Annotated in this window: 22 protein-coding genes; 14 read left to right on the top strand and 8 right to left on the bottom strand. The window is 40.9% G+C overall.

Annotated features, from left to right (window positions below; translation table 11 throughout):
* The 4 genes from ABWO12_RS07430 (at position 1) to ABWO12_RS07445 (ending at position 2,221) form a co-directional block, all read left to right on the top strand.
* Positions 1–462 (top strand): hypothetical protein, encoded by a 462-nt coding sequence (locus ABWO12_RS07430; RefSeq protein ID WP_353088121.1) that lies wholly within the window; start codon positions 1–3, stop codon positions 460–462.
* An 80-nt stretch (positions 463–542) separates the two neighbouring features.
* On the top strand, positions 543–998 hold the full coding sequence (locus ABWO12_RS07435) for a hypothetical protein (RefSeq protein ID WP_353088122.1): 456 nt from the start codon (positions 543–545) through the stop codon (positions 996–998).
* 162 nt (positions 999–1,160) lie between these two features.
* Entirely contained in the window at positions 1,161–1,571 is a 411-nt protein-coding gene (locus tag ABWO12_RS07440; protein WP_353088123.1) for a hypothetical protein, read from the top strand.
* Between the two features lie 119 nt (positions 1,572–1,690).
* Positions 1,691–2,221 (top strand): hypothetical protein, encoded by a 531-nt coding sequence (locus tag ABWO12_RS07445; protein WP_353088124.1) that lies wholly within the window; start codon positions 1,691–1,693, stop codon positions 2,219–2,221.
* 46 nt (positions 2,222–2,267) lie between these two features.
* On the opposite strand, the gene ABWO12_RS07450 is transcribed toward ABWO12_RS07445, so the two are convergent.
* Both ABWO12_RS07450 and ABWO12_RS07455 read right to left on the bottom strand, forming a co-directional pair.
* Positions 2,268–3,425 (bottom strand): Fic family protein, encoded by a 1,158-nt coding sequence (locus ABWO12_RS07450; protein ID WP_353088125.1) that lies wholly within the window; start codon positions 3,423–3,425, stop codon positions 2,268–2,270.
* Between the two features lie 130 nt (positions 3,426–3,555).
* Positions 3,556–5,040, bottom strand: a complete 1,485-nt coding sequence (locus tag ABWO12_RS07455) for an aminotransferase class V-fold PLP-dependent enzyme (protein WP_353088126.1) — start codon at positions 5,038–5,040, stop codon at positions 3,556–3,558.
* A 145-nt stretch (positions 5,041–5,185) separates the two neighbouring features.
* On the opposite strand from ABWO12_RS07455, the gene ABWO12_RS07460 reads away from it, so the two are divergent.
* The gene (locus tag ABWO12_RS07460; RefSeq protein WP_353088127.1) at positions 5,186–6,754 is read left to right on the top strand and encodes a protein adenylyltransferase SelO; all 1,569 of its coding nucleotides are present in this window, start codon (positions 5,186–5,188) and stop codon (positions 6,752–6,754) included.
* Positions 6,755–6,766: 12 nt separating this feature from the next.
* Here the strand turns inward: ABWO12_RS07460 and ABWO12_RS07465 are convergent, their stop codons facing one another.
* Entirely contained in the window at positions 6,767–7,195 is a 429-nt protein-coding gene (locus ABWO12_RS07465) for a hypothetical protein (protein ID WP_353088128.1), read from the bottom strand.
* Between the two features lie 359 nt (positions 7,196–7,554).
* Complete coding sequence (locus tag ABWO12_RS07470; RefSeq protein ID WP_353088129.1) at positions 7,555–9,159, bottom strand: S41 family peptidase; 1,605 nt, start codon at positions 9,157–9,159, stop codon at positions 7,555–7,557.
* A gap of 95 nt (positions 9,160–9,254) precedes the next feature.
* Between ABWO12_RS07470 and ABWO12_RS07475 the strand changes: the two genes are divergently transcribed.
* On the top strand, positions 9,255–9,635 hold the full coding sequence (locus tag ABWO12_RS07475) for a ribosomal maturation YjgA family protein (RefSeq protein ID WP_353088130.1): 381 nt from the start codon (positions 9,255–9,257) through the stop codon (positions 9,633–9,635).
* 29 nt (positions 9,636–9,664) lie between these two features.
* On the opposite strand, the gene glmM is transcribed toward ABWO12_RS07475, so the two are convergent.
* Positions 9,665–11,053: a phosphoglucosamine mutase gene (gene glmM / locus ABWO12_RS07480; RefSeq protein ID WP_353088131.1), complete on the bottom strand. Its 1,389-nt coding sequence runs from the start codon at positions 11,051–11,053 to the stop codon at positions 9,665–9,667.
* Between the two features lie 269 nt (positions 11,054–11,322).
* Between glmM and ABWO12_RS07485 the strand changes: the two genes are divergently transcribed.
* The 5 genes from ABWO12_RS07485 (at position 11,323) to ABWO12_RS07505 (ending at position 14,479) form a co-directional block, all read left to right on the top strand.
* Positions 11,323–11,694: a response regulator transcription factor gene (locus ABWO12_RS07485; protein WP_353088132.1), complete on the top strand. Its 372-nt coding sequence runs from the start codon at positions 11,323–11,325 to the stop codon at positions 11,692–11,694.
* Between the two features lie 2 nt (positions 11,695–11,696).
* Entirely contained in the window at positions 11,697–12,077 is a 381-nt protein-coding gene (locus ABWO12_RS07490) for a hypothetical protein (RefSeq protein WP_353088133.1), read from the top strand.
* Between the two features lie 135 nt (positions 12,078–12,212).
* Positions 12,213–13,151 carry a hypothetical protein gene (locus ABWO12_RS07495; protein WP_353088134.1) on the top strand — a complete coding sequence of 313 codons (939 nt, stop codon included), beginning with the start codon at positions 12,213–12,215 and terminating at the stop codon, positions 13,149–13,151.
* Positions 13,152–13,212: 61 nt separating this feature from the next.
* A complete protein-coding gene (locus ABWO12_RS07500) occupies positions 13,213–13,824 on the top strand; it encodes an acyl carrier protein phosphodiesterase (RefSeq protein ID WP_353088135.1) in 612 nt (203 codons plus the stop codon).
* Entirely contained in the window at positions 13,811–14,479 is a 669-nt protein-coding gene (locus tag ABWO12_RS07505) for a DNA alkylation repair protein (RefSeq protein ID WP_353088136.1), read from the top strand. Before ABWO12_RS07500 ends, ABWO12_RS07505 begins: the two co-directional genes overlap by 14 nt.
* Here the strand turns inward: ABWO12_RS07505 and ABWO12_RS07510 are convergent.
* Together ABWO12_RS07510 and ABWO12_RS07515 are read right to left on the bottom strand one after the other, a co-directional pair.
* The gene (locus tag ABWO12_RS07510) at positions 14,471–15,028 is read right to left on the bottom strand and encodes a hypothetical protein (RefSeq protein ID WP_353088137.1); all 558 of its coding nucleotides are present in this window, start codon (positions 15,026–15,028) and stop codon (positions 14,471–14,473) included. The two genes, ABWO12_RS07505 and ABWO12_RS07510, sit on opposite strands and share 9 nt — an antisense overlap.
* 2 nt (positions 15,029–15,030) lie before the next feature.
* Positions 15,031–15,954 (bottom strand): hypothetical protein, encoded by a 924-nt coding sequence (locus tag ABWO12_RS07515; RefSeq protein WP_353088138.1) that lies wholly within the window; start codon positions 15,952–15,954, stop codon positions 15,031–15,033.
* Between the two features lie 169 nt (positions 15,955–16,123).
* On the opposite strand from ABWO12_RS07515, the gene ABWO12_RS07520 reads away from it, so the two are divergent.
* The 3 genes from ABWO12_RS07520 to ABWO12_RS07530 all read left to right on the top strand — a co-directional run bounded on the left by ABWO12_RS07520 (position 16,124) and on the right by ABWO12_RS07530 (position 19,546).
* Complete coding sequence (locus ABWO12_RS07520; protein WP_353088139.1) at positions 16,124–17,143, top strand: SIMPL domain-containing protein; 1,020 nt, start codon at positions 16,124–16,126, stop codon at positions 17,141–17,143.
* A gap of 9 nt (positions 17,144–17,152) precedes the next feature.
* Positions 17,153–17,656, top strand: a complete 504-nt coding sequence (locus ABWO12_RS07525) for a hypothetical protein (RefSeq protein WP_353088140.1) — start codon at positions 17,153–17,155, stop codon at positions 17,654–17,656.
* Positions 17,657–17,725: 69 nt separating this feature from the next.
* Complete coding sequence (locus ABWO12_RS07530) at positions 17,726–19,546, top strand: chloride channel protein (protein WP_353088142.1); 1,821 nt, start codon at positions 17,726–17,728, stop codon at positions 19,544–19,546.
* A gap of 555 nt (positions 19,547–20,101) precedes the next feature.
* Here the strand turns inward: ABWO12_RS07530 and ABWO12_RS07535 are convergent.
* On the bottom strand, positions 20,102–20,251 hold the full coding sequence (locus ABWO12_RS07535) for an integrase core domain-containing protein (RefSeq protein ID WP_502902920.1): 150 nt from the start codon (positions 20,249–20,251) through the stop codon (positions 20,102–20,104).
* Between the last annotated feature and the right edge of the window lie 441 nt (positions 20,252–20,692).

Below are 20,692 nucleotides of genomic sequence, written 5' to 3' on the forward strand. Positions count from 1 at the left end.
ATGCGCACCCTTGTATTTGTTTTTACTTTTTTGTCAACCCAACTCCTTTTTAGCCAAGCCGATATCCGCGAACCCGGCGATCGCATTGATATGGTGATGGAATTAATGCACCCGAATACCCAACTCGAATTGCGTTTTGAAATGAATCAGGTAAAGAGCATTGATAAGAAAATGGTGTTGGTAACGTTCCTTCCTTCCGATAAGATTACGCAAGTCAGATTGCTCTTTGAAGACAAAACGGTTACCATATTAAAAGCATGGAATGTGGTCCATCTCGAAGGAGTCATCAAAGACACCCAACAATACGCATTAGAAATTAAAATCACACCCGATCTACAAAACATTCTTTTAACCAAAGATTTAAAAGCCATTCAATTGGACCAACTTATCATCCCCATCACCTACAATCCCAAAGAGGACAATTTAAGAGCCTTTATGAGTGAATTAAAGCGTTTTGACTAGCGAGATTTCGTGTTTTTACGCGTCAAATCATCACAACTCTTGAAAAAAATACTCTTTATTGCCAGCCTGAGCGTACTTGTTTGCTGTCAGTCCAAAACCCAAGAAATCCTTTCGGGTGGATTTTTGAACTATGCCGAATCAAAAAACCTGTTACAGAAAATGAACTGAATATTTATGATGAAAGCACCAAAAAATATGTATATGTCGATGCTGAAGCAATAGTGGAGTTTGATTTTTCATTTTACGGCAACCAAATTAAACGCATATTGAAAAAACGCAACATTCAAATTCCATTCCGAGTGTCGCCCGATGCTGATGAAACCTACAGTGTGTTTTTAGGAGAAAAAAAGATATTGATTGACACGACAGCCGCTTTAAAAAACGGCACGCATTGGGTTGATGGCACACGGGTATTTTTTTGTGCGCTCAATGGGCAATTGAAACGTAAAATATGTCAAGAGCAATTTTACTTACTTTATGAGGGCACCAATGACTTATCGGCATTTTTACTAACCCCAAGGAGCATGCCATTTTAAAAGAAATTTATAAAAACGATCCCAAAGAAATTCCAGTACTTCCTTAATTCTTTTGCCATGGAAAATACCACTACATCCCATCCTCTCGCCGAACAATTATGGAAAGGGGCTGCCGCTTTTTTGAAGCACGAATAAACCCATGACAGAAGTATCATTGACGGGTTGGATATTTATGGAAAACTATCTGAAGAAGAAGATCGATTCAATGCTGTCAGTTTGGTGTTTATCCAAGCAAACGCCGATAAAAATCCAAACAATAAAGCTCTAAATGACAATTTATTGCATGCGATTACCTCCATTATTGGGGCAAATTACAAAAAAGAGCAGCTCCATTTTATAGAACATCAAGCGCAAACCGAAAAAACAGGTCAAGGCATCCACGCCTTAGACTATAACCTTCGCTTAGGGAGTTATTACGAATCGCTTCGACCGCAAGTCATTGATTTTGTGGTAAACCATTATGCTCCCTTTTCAAGTGAGCAACTCAATCTAACAGGGTTTTACCTTTATAATGTTTACCTCAAAAAGACAAGAGTAATTTTCGCTTTTTCAAACCATAGTCAACTTCCATAAAGGAATTGCACCAGAAAAAAATGAAAATCCAATAGGCTACCTCGAATCCGAAACCAAACCTTAGTGGAAATTCTGGTAAATTATTGTAAATTTAAAATTTGATATTAAATTTAACGCTTATGAAACGTATTCTTTTACTAGTAACCATTATTAGTTTTGCCAACGCATGTCAGCAAAACCAAAAAGCCGAAGCTACAGGCAATTTGCCATTTTACACCTTCGATCAAGTCATTCATTATACCGTGCCCGTTTCCAAAAGCGAACTCGATAGCATCATTGGAAAGTCTGAAAAGTCCCGAAAAGAATTGGGCTTATTGCAAATTGTAACAGGGAACATTCCAGTTTCTACACAGGATTCAGTATTCATTAGCAACATGGATATTCTTGGCTTTAAAAAAGAAATTGTCGATCCCAAAAAATACCCGGCAATAGAAAAACTATTTTCGAAACGCGAACCCACACAACCGATTCAACCGACTTGTAAATCGGGCTATACCGATATTTTAGTTTTTCGAAATAAGGGAAAATTCATGGGTTCGGTTAAACTGAATTTTGAATGCCAACGCCATCAAATGGTGGGACAACGCTACAACAATGCCCATTTTGGACAATCGGGAGAATATGAAGCGTTGAAGAAGTTATTGAAGTAGCTGCTGAGTAGCTGAGGCTGAGCTACTGAGTCTTACTATTTAATAATTAATCACGAATAGGGAGAAATCCTTTTTCATCTAACGCTTTTATAATTCCTCTCAATAAGAAATTATTGTCAAATCGAATAATGTATTTACGAGTTCCCTCCTTTTCGGGGACCAACATTTTCTTTTCAATCAACTTTTTAATTTGACGAGAAATTTCAGAGTTGTGTTTGCTTGAAAATAAATCTTTTATATCTGAAGCTTGAATAAGTTGGATTTCAACGACTCTTTTTAAAACTTTAGATTCAATATCGGTGATGTATTTTCTTTCTAAAGAGTGATTAATAGCTGGAATAAGTACTTCCTTTTTCAAATACTCATAATCACTTAATTTATCTATTTTTTCAATTTCATCCTTTAATCCTCTCAACACGTATTCACACCATTCCAAAACACCTTCTTTTGTTCCAGAATCTGCTTTGGCTAAATAGGTATAGTAATCAGTTCTATTACTATAAAATACCGCTGTTGGGTTAATTATTCTACCAATATTCACATTAAAACCCGTTTTTACTAACATTGCATAAGTAAATAATCGTACAGTACGCCCATTTCCATTTCCAAAGGGATGTATCCATACAAATCGATGATGAGCAATAGCTGCTTTTAATAGATCATATTTTGGACTATCGGCTTTATTGATAAACGTAAACAATTCTGACATATAGCCTTCAACATTGAAATGTTCAGGTGGCAAATGACTAGATTCATGAATTTTTAAATTATTCTTTCTGTAAATCCCCGGTGTATAATCGCCTTCACCTTTGGGAGGAAGAGGTAAATCAGCGACAATCATCTTGTGTAATTCACTAATAAAAAGGGTATTTATTGGATAGTCATGGATATTTGCTTCAACAAATTCCATTGCCTTTTCAATATTCTGAATTTCTTGAATCCCATCCGATATTGGAATTTCGTCATCCAATTTTGTTTCTATATATTCAGCAATAGTAGTCCGATTCCCTTCAATCCTTGCAGACCCAATACTTTCAAGGGTATGAAAAATTTGTTTTAATTGAAAGAAAACATTGGGATGTGTAGAACCTCCAAGCGTTTTTTTTCTGAGGTAATCCAACTCAATAATTAAATCGGTTAAGGTACTATCGAAACTTGGCTGTTCTAACTTTAATTCGCAAGGAATAAATTGAGCTTCAGACATGATACTTTTTATAAAACATTTCAATTTTAAAATTTAAACATTTTACAAAAAATACAATATCATTTTATAAATCAATTAATTAAAATAAAAACAACCAATACAACAATTAACATTTACAACACTACAGATTTCAAATAAACCAACTTTTCACCATCGCCTTTTCTAACGCTTCAGCATTTCGGTGTGTAAAGTCATTTTTCTTAGGGTTGTAGACATAATCTGAAGCCCATTCCTGATGATTTGCTGCCAACTCGATGATGCTTTGGCATACATATTCGATTTCTGCCGAAGTGGTGGTGGGGTGAATGGACATGCGAATCCATCCCGGTTTTTGGGTTAAATCACCTTCGTCAATCGAACAGGTCAAATGATGCGAAGTTTCTTGGTCGACATGCAATAAATAGTGTCCGTAGGTTCCCGCGCAACTGCAACCGCCACGGGTTTGAATCCCAAATCGGTCGTTTAATATTTTCACACCCAAATTGTAATGCAGGTCATGAATATAAAACGAAATCACGCCCAAACGATCGCGATGCTGTCCAGCCAACAACGTGAGATTTTCAACGGGTGCTAAGTGTTCAAAGATATAATCCACCAACTCATGCTCCCGCTTCATTATGTTCTCCACCCCCATCGTTTCCTTCAACTGAATGACTAAAGCCGTCTTAATTACTTGCAAAAAGCCAGGCGTTCCGCCATCTTCACGATCTTCGATATCATCAATGTATTTGTGCTCACCCCATGGATTAGTCCAACTCACGGTTCCGCCTCCAGGGCAATCGGGAACATTATTTTTGTACAAGTTTTTGTTGAAAATCAAAACCCCAGAGGTCCCAGGGCCACCTAAAAACTTATGCGGCGAGAAAAAAATCGCATCCAAATACGCTTCTGGATCGGCAGGATGCATATCGATGTGAACATACGGTCCTGAACACGCAAAATCGACAAAACAAACGCCGTTATTTTGGTGCATGATTTTGGCTACTTCATGATACGGAGTGCGAATGCCCGTGACATTGGAACACGAGGTAATCGATGCAATCTTAAAACTACGGTCGGCGTATTGCGCGACTACTTTTTTGAATTGTTCCAAACAAAACAATCCGTCTTCATTCGCGGGAATAATCACTACATCGGCTATCGTTTCAATCCATGAGGTTTGGTTGGAATGGTGCTCCATGTGCGACACAAACACCACCGGTTTGATTTCAGTCGGTAAATTGAGATAATCTTTTAAGTTTTCGGGGACTTTCAATCCCAAAATGCGTTGAAACTTATTGACTACACCTGTCATTCCCGTACCCGTGTTGATCAACACATCGTTGGGACTCGCATTGACATGACGCTTGATGATTTGTTTTGCCTCATGATAGGCCAACGTCATTGCGGTTCCAGAAACCGTTGTTTCGGTATGCGTATTGGCTACAAAGGGGCCGAAGGTATCCATCAATTTTTCCTCAATCGGACGGTACAAACGACCGCTCGCTGTCCAATCGGTATAAATCAACGGTTTCGTCCCGTAAGGCGTATCAAATTCTTGGTCTATTCCAATAATTCCATTGCGAAAAGAGGCAAAATAAGCTTCTAATTCGGTTTTTACAGCCGCGGTAATCATGAGTTTGTTGGTTTGTGGCACAAAGATAATTAAAAATAACGTCTGAACTATTCAAAGAAATAAAGGTTGATTTTTGCACACTATCAAAAGCTCAGCAGCTCAGCTTCTCAGCTTCTTAGTGGCTAAAAAAACCTATCTTTGTAATATGAAAAAGCTCCATTTCATCCCACGTTTTCAAGAGGCACTCACCCCCGACCTGGAAACTACAAATTTTGTTCGGCAAGTGCCCCTAGCGGATTATTCGTATGTGACCCCTCGCATACCCAGTAAACCGTATCTAATTCATGCGGTAACTGAAGTAGTGGAGCGAATTGGATTGGATGTCGACGACACCAAAAGTACCGACTTTTTAAACTATTTCTCTGGTAAAGAAGTGTATCCTGACACGCGATCTTTTGCCATGAATTATGCCGGCCATCAGTTTGGGAATTGGGCCGGACAATTGGGCGATGGCCGGGCGATCGTGTTGGGCGAAATAGCACATAAAAATCAAATTTGGATGCTTCAACTCAAGGGCGCGGGCAAAACACCTTATTCCCGTCGTGGTGATGGATTGGCCGTCTTGCGCTCCTCCATTCGCGAACATTTGTGCGCTGAGGCAATGCATCACTTGGGCGCACCTACCTCGCGTTCTCTATGCTTAATGGGTACGGGTGACGAGGTGATACGCGACATGCTGTATGATGGCAATGCCGATTATGAAAAAGGAGCCGTCGTGTGCCGTGTTGCCCCTACTTTCATCCGTTTTGGCAGTTTTGAAGTCCACGCCGCACGTCAGGAGCATGAGCAACTGCAACAATTGGCCGACTTTGTAATACGCGAATACCATCCTGAAATTACAAGTGAAGGTCCTGAAAAATATACTGCCTTTTTTAAAACCGTTTGCGAGAAAACCTTGCATTTGATGATCGAATGGCAACGTGTTGGATTTGTACATGGCGTGATGAATACCGACAACATGTCTGTCCACGGCATCACCATCGATTACGGTCCCTACGGTTGGTTGGAAGATTACAATCTTAATTGGACTCCCAACACCACCGACAGTCAGCACCATCGTTATGCCTATGGCAACCAACCCGATGTGGCGTTGTGGAACCTCATCCAATTGGCCAATGCGTTGTACCCGTTGATTGGTGCCGTCGAGCCTTTGGAAACGGTGTTAAATGCCTACGGACGCCAATTTGATGAAGCTTTTTTGCAAATGAACCGCAATAAACTCGGACTCGCCACTATACAGGAATCGGATGAAAAGGTGGTGCGTGCATTGCTTTCGAACCTGGAAAAAATAGAAACGGACTATACGATTTTCTTCCGTTTATTGGGCAAAATTGAAAAATCTGACAGCCCTGAAGTCGCCTTAACCAAAATTCAAGAAGCCTTTTATACGCCGAGTCAGTGTGTGGGACCTTTAAAAACCGCTTGGTTGGATACGTTTCAACTTTACCTTCAGCGGCTTACCCACGAATCTCAAACAGATGCCGAAAGGGCAGCAGCCATGAACCGAGTGAATCCCAAATATGTATTGCGAAATTACATGGCACAATTAGCTATTGATGCCGCCAATCATGACGATTTTAGTTTGATTAACGAATTGCACGAACTCCTTAAAAACCCCTACGACGAGCAACCGGAACACGAGAAATGGTTTACCAAACGTCCAGAATGGGCGCGCACCAAAGTAGGCTGTTCGATGTTGTCGTGCAGTTCGTAGCTAAGAAAAAAATTATCGATTAATCACCGATTGTAAGGCCCATTGGAGGAATCGATCGGCGAGGCAGGGTAAAAATACGTCGCGTCCTGAAACATTGAATGCAGCGCCTTGTGTGGGAAGACTGCAAAAAGGGGCGGGAACTTCTTGGGTGGAAAATCCAGAACGGAATCCAACGGTACGATTGAGGTTCCAAGTGCGGGTATTTAAAGGCGGTACTTCCGTAGCAAATGCAGGATGCAAGGAAGCTGATACAGTTGGTGAATAAAAAATCGAAGAAGGAGCAGGTTCTGATGTGGGAGTCCCCAACGGAAAACGAAACGTATATTTTGTTGGTGTATTTTCAGGAGAAGACGACAATACATCAGTAGTTTGCGCTCGGGAAGTCGCAATGAAAGCGAAACAAACGAATATTTTGAAAAAGACCCAACGACTGACTGCCATGCGATTCCAATTTTTCTATAAAATTAAAGTAAAATTATGAACGACTGAAATACCGTATGCCCCATTTATACCATTTGAACAAAAAATACAGAACCAAAACAATAAGAATGACATTCAAAACCTGCCATAAAAATAACCCTACACTAAAATTATTAACTTCTTTTTCCATTATAAACTATTTGTTTTTTGTGGCTAACTAAATCAGAATTGTACCCGTGAATGGATTGCTTTGTGCTAAGGTACTATTTTTTGAAAACACAGTGCTTACTTATATTTAAACAGGATCGAACGTACAAAGTCGCCTCGCCTCTTTTTTACTACATTCGATTGACCAAAATTTACTAAAAAAATCCATTCCCCTACTTTCGTGCTGCATCGTTCACCACCCATTCCATCTCAACATCGCGAGCTTTTACCCGGTCTTCACGCGAAGGTACAATTGGTGTATCAGGGAAAACGCCGCGACCCATCACCTCCGACTGTGCCACAGGTTGGATATGCATCAATCCCAAGCGAACCGAAATTTTGGAATGCGGCAAACGTACCACCGGCATAATACCCGCCACCGTTCCGTTGAAGGCACCGCCCGTTTCTTCACCAACAAAATGGGTATTCGGACGTTGTTTTAAAGCCGCCGATTCAATACAAGCCGCCGAAAAACTCCCGCCGTTAATCAATACATACAACTTCCCTGTAAAGGCTTGAGCAGCGGCCGAAACCGGTCGACTCCCTGTGAGTTTGTACTGAAAGCCGCCTTTTGAATTATGGGTGGTGCGCAGATAGGTAAACGCCATATAAAACGGATATCCAACAAAGAAAAAGGGATAGGCTACGGGCGACATATTGGGCAATGCGCCTAACTTCCATAAACTCGTTTTGGAGGTAACCGCTGCGGGTTGCAAAAGCGTAAAAGGTTGATCGGTAAAATAACGGTACAAATTGACTGCATCGGCTACCCGCCCCCCCGGATTGTCGCGTAAATCCAATACCAACGTATGCAATCCCATTTTGCGAATGGAATCAAAGAGTATAGGATACGCTTTGCGATGACTACTCGCTGAGAAATTTTTAACGCGTAATATGAAAAGTGTTGAATCCAAATCGGATCGTTTCAAACTCACCGCACACTCTTTGGTTGTTGGGTCATATCCAAAAATGCGACGCTCTTTGCGCGTAAGGGGGCCAACTTTTGGTGCTGTTTTCTCAGGCTTCTTGGCAACCACAGCAGTATCTTTGGATGTCTCTTTAGCTGCTTTTTGAACCTTTTTTTTCGCCGCTTTGGGTTTGCGTTTCACCCACAAATGATACAGCGAATCATTTTGTTTAAACACATAATGCAAGCTGTCGCGAACCCCAAACTCAGCGGTAAAATACGTCGGCAATCGACGACCAAACCCCTTGCGGATATAGGTTTCATTAAATCCGTCGGAAGTAAGCGTCGGACGATATTGGGCATACAACGCTTGTGGCGAAATATCGTTAATGGATACGATGGTAGCTCCTGGGCGGATATTTTTGTGCTCGGACTTGTTTTTGAGCACTACCATTTCACCGCCAATCCACTCTGAAGTAAATTGTGATAAAGGCCCTTCGCCATAGCCTTTGAGGTGTTTCCGTTGTGCGCGAGTCAGTAACGGTTGTGGAAAACTCGTACTCATGTGCCCTTGTCGAATCGATGCGATGACAGGAGCAATGACAAAATAAAAATCCTTGGGTGTCATCGGCTGTTGCACCAGACGACGAATGCTATCGAATTGATGATTGAGCTTATTTTCTGCGATATACCCATGCAAATGCGGATACAATCGCTTTAACTTTTTTTGAATAAAATCAATATCATCTTGCAGTTGCGCTACGGGAATGGGTTGGGCAATTTGTTTGTTATAACGTTCCACCGAAGTACAAGAAACATTTATCCCAAGGATTCCTACCACAACAAGCAACAATCTGAACGTTTGGGTCATACCTGAATTTTTGGCAATGATACACATTTCATCGGAAGCGTTCAAAATTCTTAATAATCTCTTGCCAAAAAACGAAAAACAAACACCTTTATCCCATGCATTTTGACCGTTCTGCTCTTCGTCTTTTTTTACTCTTTTTGGAGATTGAAATTGCCATTGCTTTATGGGTTCGCGATCGTTTTGTGCGGCCTTATCTTGGGGATGTCTTGGTGATTTTTTTGCTCTTCTATGGCTTAAAAAGTGTACTGCGACAAACCACCGCTGTCATCGCTACAGCAGTTCTTCTTTTTGCCTTCTTTATTGAATATTTACAGTTCGTTAAAGCCATTGAATGGTTGGGATTATCCCACAACCGCATCGCCCAAACAGTACTAGGCACCTCCTACTCTACCCACGATTTGCTTTGTTATGGTCTTGGATTTTTGGCCCTTTTCCCACTAGAACATATACGAAAAAAACAAAGCCACTCCGAATGAAGTGGCTTGTATATTAGAATATTTGCCTATTATACCCCAGCAATACTTTTTAATTCATTCACAAAACGACTGGCCAATGCATCGGCAGCCGCTTGAGAAGGCGCTTCAGTATAAATGCGGATAATAGGTTCGGTATTTGACTTGCGCAAATGCACCCATTCGGTAGGAAAATCGATTTTTACCCCATCAATGGTTGATAAGGGTTCATTGGCATAACGCTTGGCAATTTCAGCCATGACCCCATCAACATCAATTTGTGGGGTGAGTTCGATTTTATTTTTACTCATAAAATACTCTGGCAAACCCGCTCGAAGTTCGGCCACCGTTTGTTCTAGGCCAGCCAAATGGGTAAGAAATAAAGCTACACCCACCAAGGCATCGCGACCGTAATGCAATTCAGGATAAATGATGCCGCCATTCCCTTCGCCACCAATAATCGCTTGGGTCGCTTTCATCAACTCTACTACATTAACTTCCCCAACCGCACTCGCTTGGTACGAACCGTTATGAAACTCGGTCACATCGCGTAGCGCCCGTGAAGAACTCATATTGGACACCGTATTTCCTGGGGTTTTACTCAATACATAATCGGCAACGGCAACCAAGGTATACTCTTCGCCAAACATCTCCCCTTCATTGGTAATAAAGGCCAAACGATCGACATCGGGATCGACAACGATTCCAAAATCGGCCTGCTCTTTGATTACTTTTTGACAAATATCCCCCAAATGTTCCTTTAAAGGTTCGGGGTTATGCGGAAAATGACCGTTGGGCGTACAATACAATTTGACTACTTCAACGCCCATCTGTTCGAGTAATTTCGGAATAATGATTCCGCCCGAGGAATTCACTCCATCCACAACGACTTTAAATTTTCGTTGAGCCACTTTTTCGGCATCGACCAAGGGTAAATTGAGTACCTCATCGATATGAATATCCATGTAGGTATCGTTCTCGGTCACCTTACCAAGCGCATCGACATCGGCAAAATCAAAGGCAGCGGCTTCGGCTATTTCCAATATCGCAGCTCCATCAGCTCCACTTAAAAACTCACCTTTAGCATTCAAGAGTTTCAAGGCATTCCATTGTTTTGGATTATGTGAAGCCGTAAGAATGATTCCTCCATCGGCTTGTTCCAAAGGGACGGCAATTTCAACGGTTGGGGTAGTCGACAGTCCAAGATCAATAATGTCAATACCCAAACCAACGAGCGTGTTGACCACTAATTGATGGATCATCGGACCCGAAATTCGGGCATCACGACCAATAACGACTTTCAATGTGGAACTTGGCTTATTTTGTTTTAAAAAAGTTCCATAGGCAGCAGCAAATTTTACAGCATCTATAGGCGTTAAATTTTCACCCACGGCTCCTCCAATGGTTCCGCGAATGCCTGAAATGGATTTAATAAGTGTCATATTTTTTATTTTTTTTTGAGTTGAACAAAAATACAGTTTAAGGCGTATAAGCGTTACGAAGGTAAAAAAAGTAATGATTTCTTCATAAAATCCTTGGATAAATAACCTAATAAATCGCTGTTTTACATTGGATTTATCAAAACGTCAAATTAATCGAGTATTTATACCCTACAGCGATTTTTTTTGAGTTCGCACCCTATCCCCAATACTTTTGTACCGTTAAACCCTAGTTAAAAACCCCAACAACAGGTCTGTTGTTTGTCAGTAAAATGAAAAAAATACTCGTAATTGAGGATGATAAAATGATCAAAACCATCCTCAACCACTTACTGGCTAAAGAAGGCTACCTCATTGATTTTGCCATAGATGGCGAAGAAGGTGCCCGGAAATTACTCCACACCGACCCCGATGTTGTGATCACCGATATTCAATTGCCTCATGTCTCCGGAATGACGTTGGTGACGTTGAGTAAAAAATTGAATCCCAACCGACCTGTTTTTGTGGTATCCTCTTTAGGGAATGAAACCGAAATTGTGGAAGAAGCTCTTGCACAAGGTGCCAACGAAGTATTGACAAAGCCCATTGCTTTTGAAGATATCGTCAAAAAAATTAGAAACGTATTACTTTTAGAAGTGGTATAACCATGTCACAATCTCCTGCAACCCTTCCCTCCTTACATTTTCCTACGTTTGCATTTGTATTGCTCTGCTGGTCATTTCCTTTAGGAATACTCTCAGTTTCAGTAGGGCCTATGTATTGGGTGTGCTTTGGAACACAGTATTATGCTTGGTCGCCCCTAATTTTTTATTGCATCCAAAGTTTACTCTTTCTGCTTCTTATTGGTTTCCTACTATTCCTTTCTCAACGTACCACGCTCGTATTGATTAATCCCACAGAGGGTCTTTTGCAACGAGCCCTTTGGATCTTACTCACCCTTCTTTATATTATGGCTTTGGGCGGGTTAATTTTAGATCCCGAGTTGTTCCTTAATATGCAACATAATCTGACCTTTCCAAATCCTTAAGCCACTCGTTTTCTGTTTTTTTTTTAAACCTTCACCGTACTTTTTTGAACCGTTATCGAGTTTTTTGTCGTTATACCGATTAAATTTTATTCCCACTCCCTATTCATATACATTTGATTTCGTAAAATATAACCCATGCGCGCCCATACGCTACTTTCTTTTTACCAACAAATTACTGCCACTGACTGGGGCGCTTTACTCTTACCTGTTTGTGCAGGTTTGGCGGTATTGTATATGGTGTATGCGTTTTTCTTTCATACAAAATCAACGTCGGAAGCTATTGTTGATCGGCCCGAACTACAAGTGGCGCTAAGCAATTTTCTTTCCGATTATTTTGCGGATGAATGGGATACGGTAGAATCACAAATAGAAATAGACCATTTTAAACACACGTTTTTAGATCAACCCGATGCTTGCCGCTTGGTTTTACGTAAACTTTTGGCTCCCGCTTCTCCCTACCGAAACAAAGCCAATCAACCTAAATTGACGGCACTTGTCAAAGAGTGGAATTTGGACGCCTTTGTCGTTAAAGAATTAGCAAGCGCCAACGAATCTGTGACCTTAGAAACGTTGGAATATGCCAAAGCGATTCCCAGCCTTCAATTAAAAGATACCGTAACACAACTCGCCTTTTATGGAGCTCAGTCGGTTCGTACTCCTGCTTTAGCTACTTTAATTGAGCTGTGTAATTACCAACCCGATACGTTGCGCATTTATCCTCATTCATTTACCGAGGAAGATATGCAAAACTTAGTGGCCTTGTATAGCGATCAAAGCCAATGGGTCGCTGAACAATTACCAACGTGGCTTGAAGCTACGGAACCTCAATTTTTATGGTTTTGTTTGGCCTTGGCAAAAGAGTATCAACTCCCCGTGGAGATGCGGTCCCTGCAACAATTGGCGTTTCATGCACATAAATCCCTTGGGGCCATTGCGATACAATTATTGGATGGATATCTGCAACCCGAATCGGCAAGTGCTTTGCAACAATACCGTAAAAAAGTGGTTTTGGAACAGCCCTCAACCGAAGCTCCTACTGCGAACGAAAATTCGCTTCAACAAGCAATCAATTAACAAATCTATACTATCAATTCTTTGAAAAGTTGCTATCTTTACCTGAGAGCAACTTTTTTTTATGAATTTCCTCGCCCACATTTACCTTTCTGGTGCTTCCGATTTATTACGGATTGGAAACTTCATGGCCGACAGCGTGCGAGGCTCCCAATACAAGAATCTTCCGCAAGAGTTGCAAAAAGGAATTCTTTTGCACCGCTTCATTGATAGTTTTACCGATACACATCCGTTATACCGCCAAAGCAAACACCGATTGCATGCGAAGTATGGACACTATTCGGGAGTGATCATGGATATTTTTTACGATCATTTTTTGGCAAAAAACTGGAACCGATATTCCGCTACCTCACTCGAAGAATATGCCGCCGATTTCTATGCCTTACTGAAAGAAAAACTCAGTTGGCTCACCGAAAAAGCACAACATATGGTGCCCTATATGATTGCTCGAAATTGGTTGGTGAGTTATGCCTCGTTGGATGGCCTAGAAAAAATTTTATTTCAAATGGACCTCCGCACGCAACAACGCGTACAAATGCATGAGGCCATAATCGAGTTAAAAGAATTTTACAGCGAATTTGAAAACGAATTTTTCGCTTTTTTTGACGAATTGGAACTCGCCTGTCGGGAAAAACGAGAAATCTTAAACCAACAATTTTCCAATGCATCCGCTTGATGAATTGGTGCTTCTTTTTGAACAGCACCAAAATCCTGAAAACGCCTTACTTATGAAGGCGTATATGAAAAACCATTTTGAATTCCTTGGGGTCAAAGCCACCCTGCGCAGAGACTTGTTTAACGGATGGTATGACAAAAACAAAGCATCTATTCAACATAATTTCCGTACCTATACTTTAGCACTTTTTGAGCAACCCTATAGGGAATTACACTATTGTGGGATGGAACTTTTTTATAAAGCGGTGAAAAAAATGTACTCCCCCGAAGATATACAACACATTGAACATTTGATAGTAACCCATTCGTGGTGGGATACCGTAGACTTTATCGCCAAATATTTGTTGGGAGGGTATTTACAACAATATCCTGAAGCTATTCCCAGGGTTATCGAACGGTTTTCGGCTGCTCCATCCCTTTGGTTGAACCGCAGTGGTCTCCTTTTTCAATTGGGATATAAAGCCCAAACGCACTTCGACCTGTTAAAAGCCGAATGTTTCAAACACAAAGATTCCAACGAATTTTTTATCCAAAAAGCCATCGGTTGGGCACTTCGAGATTACAGCCGATTCAATCCAAATGTCGTGCGTGAATTTGTAGAAAATACAAAATTAAAACCGTTGAGTAAGCGCGAAGCTTTACGAAACTTACCGTAACTCCATAGCCCCTAATCGGTATTGATAGGTTTGTTGTTGATGTGCACCAAACTGTTGCGGAAGTAATTGAAAAAAAACGATCTGCGTAAGCGCATATTCGCGAAAACTCTCGTTTTGGACACAACCAATGGTGTAGCCACATTTCCAACTGCGGTAGGTTATCGTATTGTATTTCACGCGTTCCGATAACGTAATTTGAATTGGAGCGGATTGCGCCAACTTTTGGAGTAACATCGCAATTGGAATGAGTGTCGGCGTAGGTGACGTAAGGTCCACTACCAACGTTTCTTCATTCACAAATAAAGCCAAACAAGCGGTTTCCATTTCCTTGCGCAACGATGGCTCGAGACCGGGTTGGGTAAGCTGCTGGAGGTAAAAAAACAATTCCTGAATTTTTATATCCGAATTCTCCTGATAGGCTTGCAAAACAGGTGCTGCAAAAACCTGTTTCAACGATTGTTCGTTGGTGGTTTTCATGGATTCTGTAGCCGCCTGACTCCACACCGAAGCACACCATAGAAAAACGATACATACAATGCCGCTGCGCATGCTTATTCTTGTTTGATACGGATCGCTTTGAGCTTTCCGTCGGGTTCATTTTTTATATCTACAATCTCCCACCGTTTTAATACCGGCGTGGGAATGGTTAACTTTTGTACAAATTGGGCTTTGTTGTAGAACTCCGCACCCAGCCCCCCTTTCAACATCACCATCACTTCCAAATCTTCCGAAAGAATGTGTTGCAATTGCGTCTTGCGTTTTTGCCAATCGGTGATATCGGCTTTCAAAAAGGCTTTTACCATCATGGCGTAATCATCGGGTTGTAACGCCACTACGGGCGGAGATTGAACCGAGGAACTTGGGGGAATTTGCACGATAGTATCCTTGTAAAACGGACTTTTCACTAAGACCGTTAGGGGTTTTTCTCTCACTTTTTCCTCAAACTGTTGTGGCGTCATTGGTTGTGCCGCAACGGTATGGGTTGCATCATACACTTGAACCTCCGAACTGTCCACGGTTTCTTGGGTGTATTGGTTTTGCAATTTTACGGGAGGCATTTTCGTTACTTTTTTTTCAGGCCAAAGAAAATGGGCAACCGCCAACAGTATGACTCCAATCCCCATTCCCCAAAGATATCCTCGTTTTGAACGTTTCGTTTCTTCCTTTGAAACAACTGTTGGACCGGTAGCTATAGGTTCAAAAATAAATTCATCCCAACTCGACACGCCCACAAAACGACACAACACATGGAGCATGTTTTTGCGGGGCAACTTCGTATTTGTTTCAGGTTTCAAATGGGTGTAAATCCACTTTTCGCTTACTGTTTCCTTGCATTCCCTTTCCAATAAAGCAATCAGATTCAAAATATCCTGCGAAGAAAACGTTTTCCAGTCCCCTTGAAAATACGGGTAATCCTGACGGTAGCGCTCAAGCACTCGTCGTTTCAATTCCTGAAAATGTTGCATTTCATTCATGCCGCAGATCAAAGGTAGGAGAACAATGAAAATTCCTGTGGAAAGTTCACTGTAAATTCACTGTAAAAATAACCAAATAACTTTACAGTAAAGAGAAAGTCGATTTGCTAAAGGTTGGAAATCTAGCCCACTACTTTTGGGTCATCAAAATTTTAAAAAATCAAATCACATGAACACAAAAGTAATTTTAGCAGCAACCCTTTGCACCACATTATGGGCCACCGCACAACATTCAGGCAATGCCAATTATACCGAAGCGTCGGGCAATGCCAACTACGAGCTTCAAAAAGGCAATGCCAACTACGGCAACAATCCCTACACCGTCAATCGGGTCAATACCCTGCAAACCACTTCGAGTACCGAAAATGAGATGGTGATTGTCATCAAAGGGATTTACAACGAAAAAGCAACCACACAAGTCGCCACCTTCAGCGTGTTGCAATTGGGAAAATCGGCCGAAGAAGCCACCAATTTAATGGACGAACGCATCAACAATGTCATCAAAGAATTAGATGCTTATAGTAAAGACATTGTGGTGATGACCGACATGATTTCGTTTGTTCCAACGTATGAATATGCGGTAGAGAAAAAAATTTTCAATCCTAAAACCTACAATGAGAAACCTTCGGGCTTTGAGTTGAAAAAAAACCTCATTATTCGCTTTCGCACCAGTCGCGACATGGATAAAATCATCTCCATTTGCGGTAAAAATGAAATTTACGATTTGGCCAAAGTAGATTATGTCACGGTCAATTTTGATCAAATTCGTGCCCAAATGCAGCGCAAAGCCTTAGAGCAATTTAAGGAGATGACGGCCAATTATTCGTTGCTAATGAACATGGATTTAAGTAAAAAAGAAAAAATCTTGCAAGAAGGTTTCAACGTGTCGTACCCCATGGAAAGTTATCGCAAATACACCGCGTATGCCCAAGCATCGGCCAATTTCGACCCCAAAAGTTCGGTAAACGACATCAAGAAAAACAGTACCGAATACTACAACCCCGCACTGATGAAAGACCACAGTTTTGTCATCAACGGCGATATTGCTGAACCTTCTATTCAGGCCTTTTACGATTTGACCGTTCGTATCAAACTCAAAGAAGACCAACTACCGAAAAACACCATTATTCGCAACAACCGCTATTATATTGTGACCCCTGCGGGCGATATTAAGTTGTTGAATTTATAAAAAGTAGTGATGAAAGTCTTTTGGGTATGCATTCTATGGTCCATCCAAAGTTGGAGCCAAGCATCAGGTTCGAGTGAATTTGCCTTCACGCTTTTATTTGACTGGAAATTTCCAGTAGATAAAATCAAATTGTATGTACATGAAAAAAATGGGAATTCCCTTGAAAATGTTCTTTGTTTAACCGACAAAGAAACCAATTCCATCACCGTTATTGGCGGAAATCATTATATCGTGGGTGTGAGATTTCCCACCTTAGTATGCGTTTATGAAGGCTTGGTTTATCGTAGGGATACGGTTTTAGAAAAAAACACGCTATTTTACCTCATCACCAACGGCATGGAATCGCTCTCGCTTGAAGAACCTTTGTTTTTTTCAGAAAAGAAAAAAGTTATCGAAGTGAAAAGAAGACTAAAGGGAGAAACATTTCAAATAGAAATCCTCAAACATAAAGATTTGCAATTTCTACCGATGCATAGTGTCGATATTACCACTGAAATGATGCGATTAAACTAAACAAAGGGAGCTTCGGTTCCCTTTTTTTTGACGTGAAAAAACGTACCTTTGTCATTCAAGGATTGTAGTATGCCCACCCGAAAAACAGCGACGGTATTATTGTTTATACGAAAAAATCTTCGCCGCTTAGAAGCCCTCTTCTTTGGGGCAAAAGCGGTGTTATCGGAACGGAGTTTTTTGTATCTATCCTGTGTGGCAGTCGCGATTTCCTGTGCTTTAGCGGTGATTGTACTTAAACATTTTGCCCATCATGTGTTTTTGATGGCTACCTATGTCAATCAGTATTTAAAACTTCCGTATGCCAACAGTATTTTTCCCATTATTGGCATTGTGCTCACCGTTTTTGTTATTCGAAAATTCTTGGACGGTTCGCTTGAAAAAGGGAGTTCACAAATTCTCTATGCTGTAGCCAAAAAAGGAGGCATCTTACCCAAGAAACAAATGTATGCGCAAATCATCACGAGTTCATTGACCGTGGGCATGGGGGGCTCGGCGGGACTAGAGAGTCCGATTACCATAACGGGAGCCGCCTTTGGGTCGAATTACGCTCAAAAGTATAAGCTCTCGCAAAAAGACCGGATTCTCTTGCTCGCGTGTGGGGTGGCTGCTGGGATTGGTGCGGCATTCAATGCACCTATTGCAGGCGTATTGTTTGCCATTGAGGTCGTATTGACAGATGTATCAATTTCGGCCTTTATCCCTATTATGATTGCCGCCGCGACAGGGGCTTTGGCCTCCAATGTGCTGTTGAGTCAAGACATCTTGCTGAGTTTTAAAGCGATCAAACCTTTTGATTACCATAATATTCCGTATTATATTTTGTTGGGTGTGATGGCCGGATTGGTTTCGGTCTATCATGCGCGTAATTTCCGACGGGTAGAACATTTCTTCCATAGGTACCGCTTAAATTCCTACCGAAGAGCATTGGTAGGCGCCATGATGCTGGCCGTGTTGATTTTCTTTTTTCCAACGCTTTTTGGTGAAGGGTATGAGAGTATCAAATCGCTCTCCAATGCCCAACCCGAAGTGTTGTTAAACAATACCTTGCTCGAACCCTGGCAATCCAACGAATGGGTAGTACTCGCCTTTGTGGGCGTTGTGATTTTCTTGAAATCCATCGCTACGGGACTTACCTTGGGTTCGGGTGGAAATGGCGGAAACTTTGCTCCATCTTTGTTTGTCGGATCGTATTTGGGCTTTGTAGTAGCCAAAACCATGGACCTAACGGGAATTCATCATGATTTGCCTTTGGCAAATTTTACTATGGTAGGAATGGCAGGTATTCTCAGCGGACTCTTTCACGCTCCTTTGACGGCCATCTTTTTGATTGGAGAAATCACGGGCGGCTATGACTTGATGGTGCCGTTGATGATAGTTTCCTCGATTAGTTTTGCCGTATCGCGAAAATTTGAAAAACACTCGATGGATGTCAAAGCCTTGGCCGATAAAGGCGAAGTGTTCACAGGCGATAAAGATAAAAATGTATTGTTGGGAATTGATTTTCTTTCCCAAGTGCAAACCGAAACCCGAACATTTCAACGGACCGATACCGTGGAAGCAGTAATTGAAGCGCTACAAACCTCTAAACAGTCCTTATTTGCCGTCGTTGACGAAAAACAGCGTGTGCTTGGAATCTTGGATTTTCAACACCTAAAAACCTTTATTTTCAATACCTATCGCGTCAAATTTGGCTCAATTGAAGAGTGGATGCAACCCGTCGATACGGCAATCCACCACGACGACGGAATGGAATTGATTATGGAGAAATTTGAACAATCCCAACGCCCTACCCTAATCGTTTTGAAATCGGGAAAATACTACGGTTTGGTCGACAAATGCACCTTACTAGAAACCTACCGCAGTACGTTGAAAGGACTGGTGATTGAGTAGTTATGAATTATGGGTTAAGAAATAACAGGTCAATTATTATCAGTTAAAAAAACGATTACGATGAAAAAAACATTTTTTATTCACATTTTTAGGACTTGCAAGCAATGTTTTTGCCTATCCAATTTTTCCTAGACTATTAAGAAAACTTGTAATTGAAAGTCAATATATAATTGTTGGATATGTGGTGGTAAAACATATAAAAAGATTGGAGATAAAGACGATTGGGGGTTCAAAAATTGCTATACTAGAAAATCTACAAGGAATAATAAAAAATGATATTATTGAAATTGATTTTAATCCAAATATGATTTGTCCAGCTCCTGACAGACATTTTGACGGCACTTATGTAATATCAATTGTTAACCTGAATAAAAAAAGGGGGGGGGGAATTTCATTTCCACACCTTATAATATGGAGCTAAAACTTTAAAAAAAATTGATAAAGAACTCTGAAAATTGCCTGCATACAAAATGAACTGTACAAAAAATCAAAGAAGTTTCCAGCTTTTTAATGGTTTTGCTGAGCAATACTTTGGTTGTTACAAGATGTTTCTTTTTACCACTGCAAATTAATATAGACTTTAAGCCATAATTCAGTTATCTCCCTCACATCATCTAAGGTGTCAAACAGATAGGCATGTAATATACCTACTTTGTAACGCTTAATGAACCTTTCAATGTAGGCATTCTGTATACAGATAAGCACTCATAGCCCGATTTAACATACAGAACGTTTTGGGTAAGCAAAATACGTTTAGCATCTACCCCTGATAGCGCACGAATCGTTCCCCCAGTGGCGCAACTCATTCTCGTGACACTACCCTCACCACAAAAAAACTGAACATACTTTTTTTCAAAATTCAAGTAAGAACAATTTTACAAATAAATACAGTGGAGTCAAACAGCTCCACTTTTTTTTGGCCTTGATGTGACGACGAAACCTATGAAATCCCTTGTTTTTCAAGAGATCAGAAAAAAAAACAGAAAAAGTTGGGGGTAAAATACTTTGGAAAACGAGGAAAAACACAGAATAAATTTGTAGTATTATTTTTTTTGCGGAGGGTATGTAGTCTTTTTGTATACTTAGTTGGGCGTTATCGGTAAGCTTAAAGACAACTATCAACAGTTTGACAAGTAATTTAAAAAT

Source organism: Flavobacterium sp., from assembly GCF_040379285.1.
In the GTDB taxonomy this organism is placed as follows: domain Bacteria; phylum Bacteroidota; class Bacteroidia; order Flavobacteriales; family Flavobacteriaceae; genus Flavobacterium.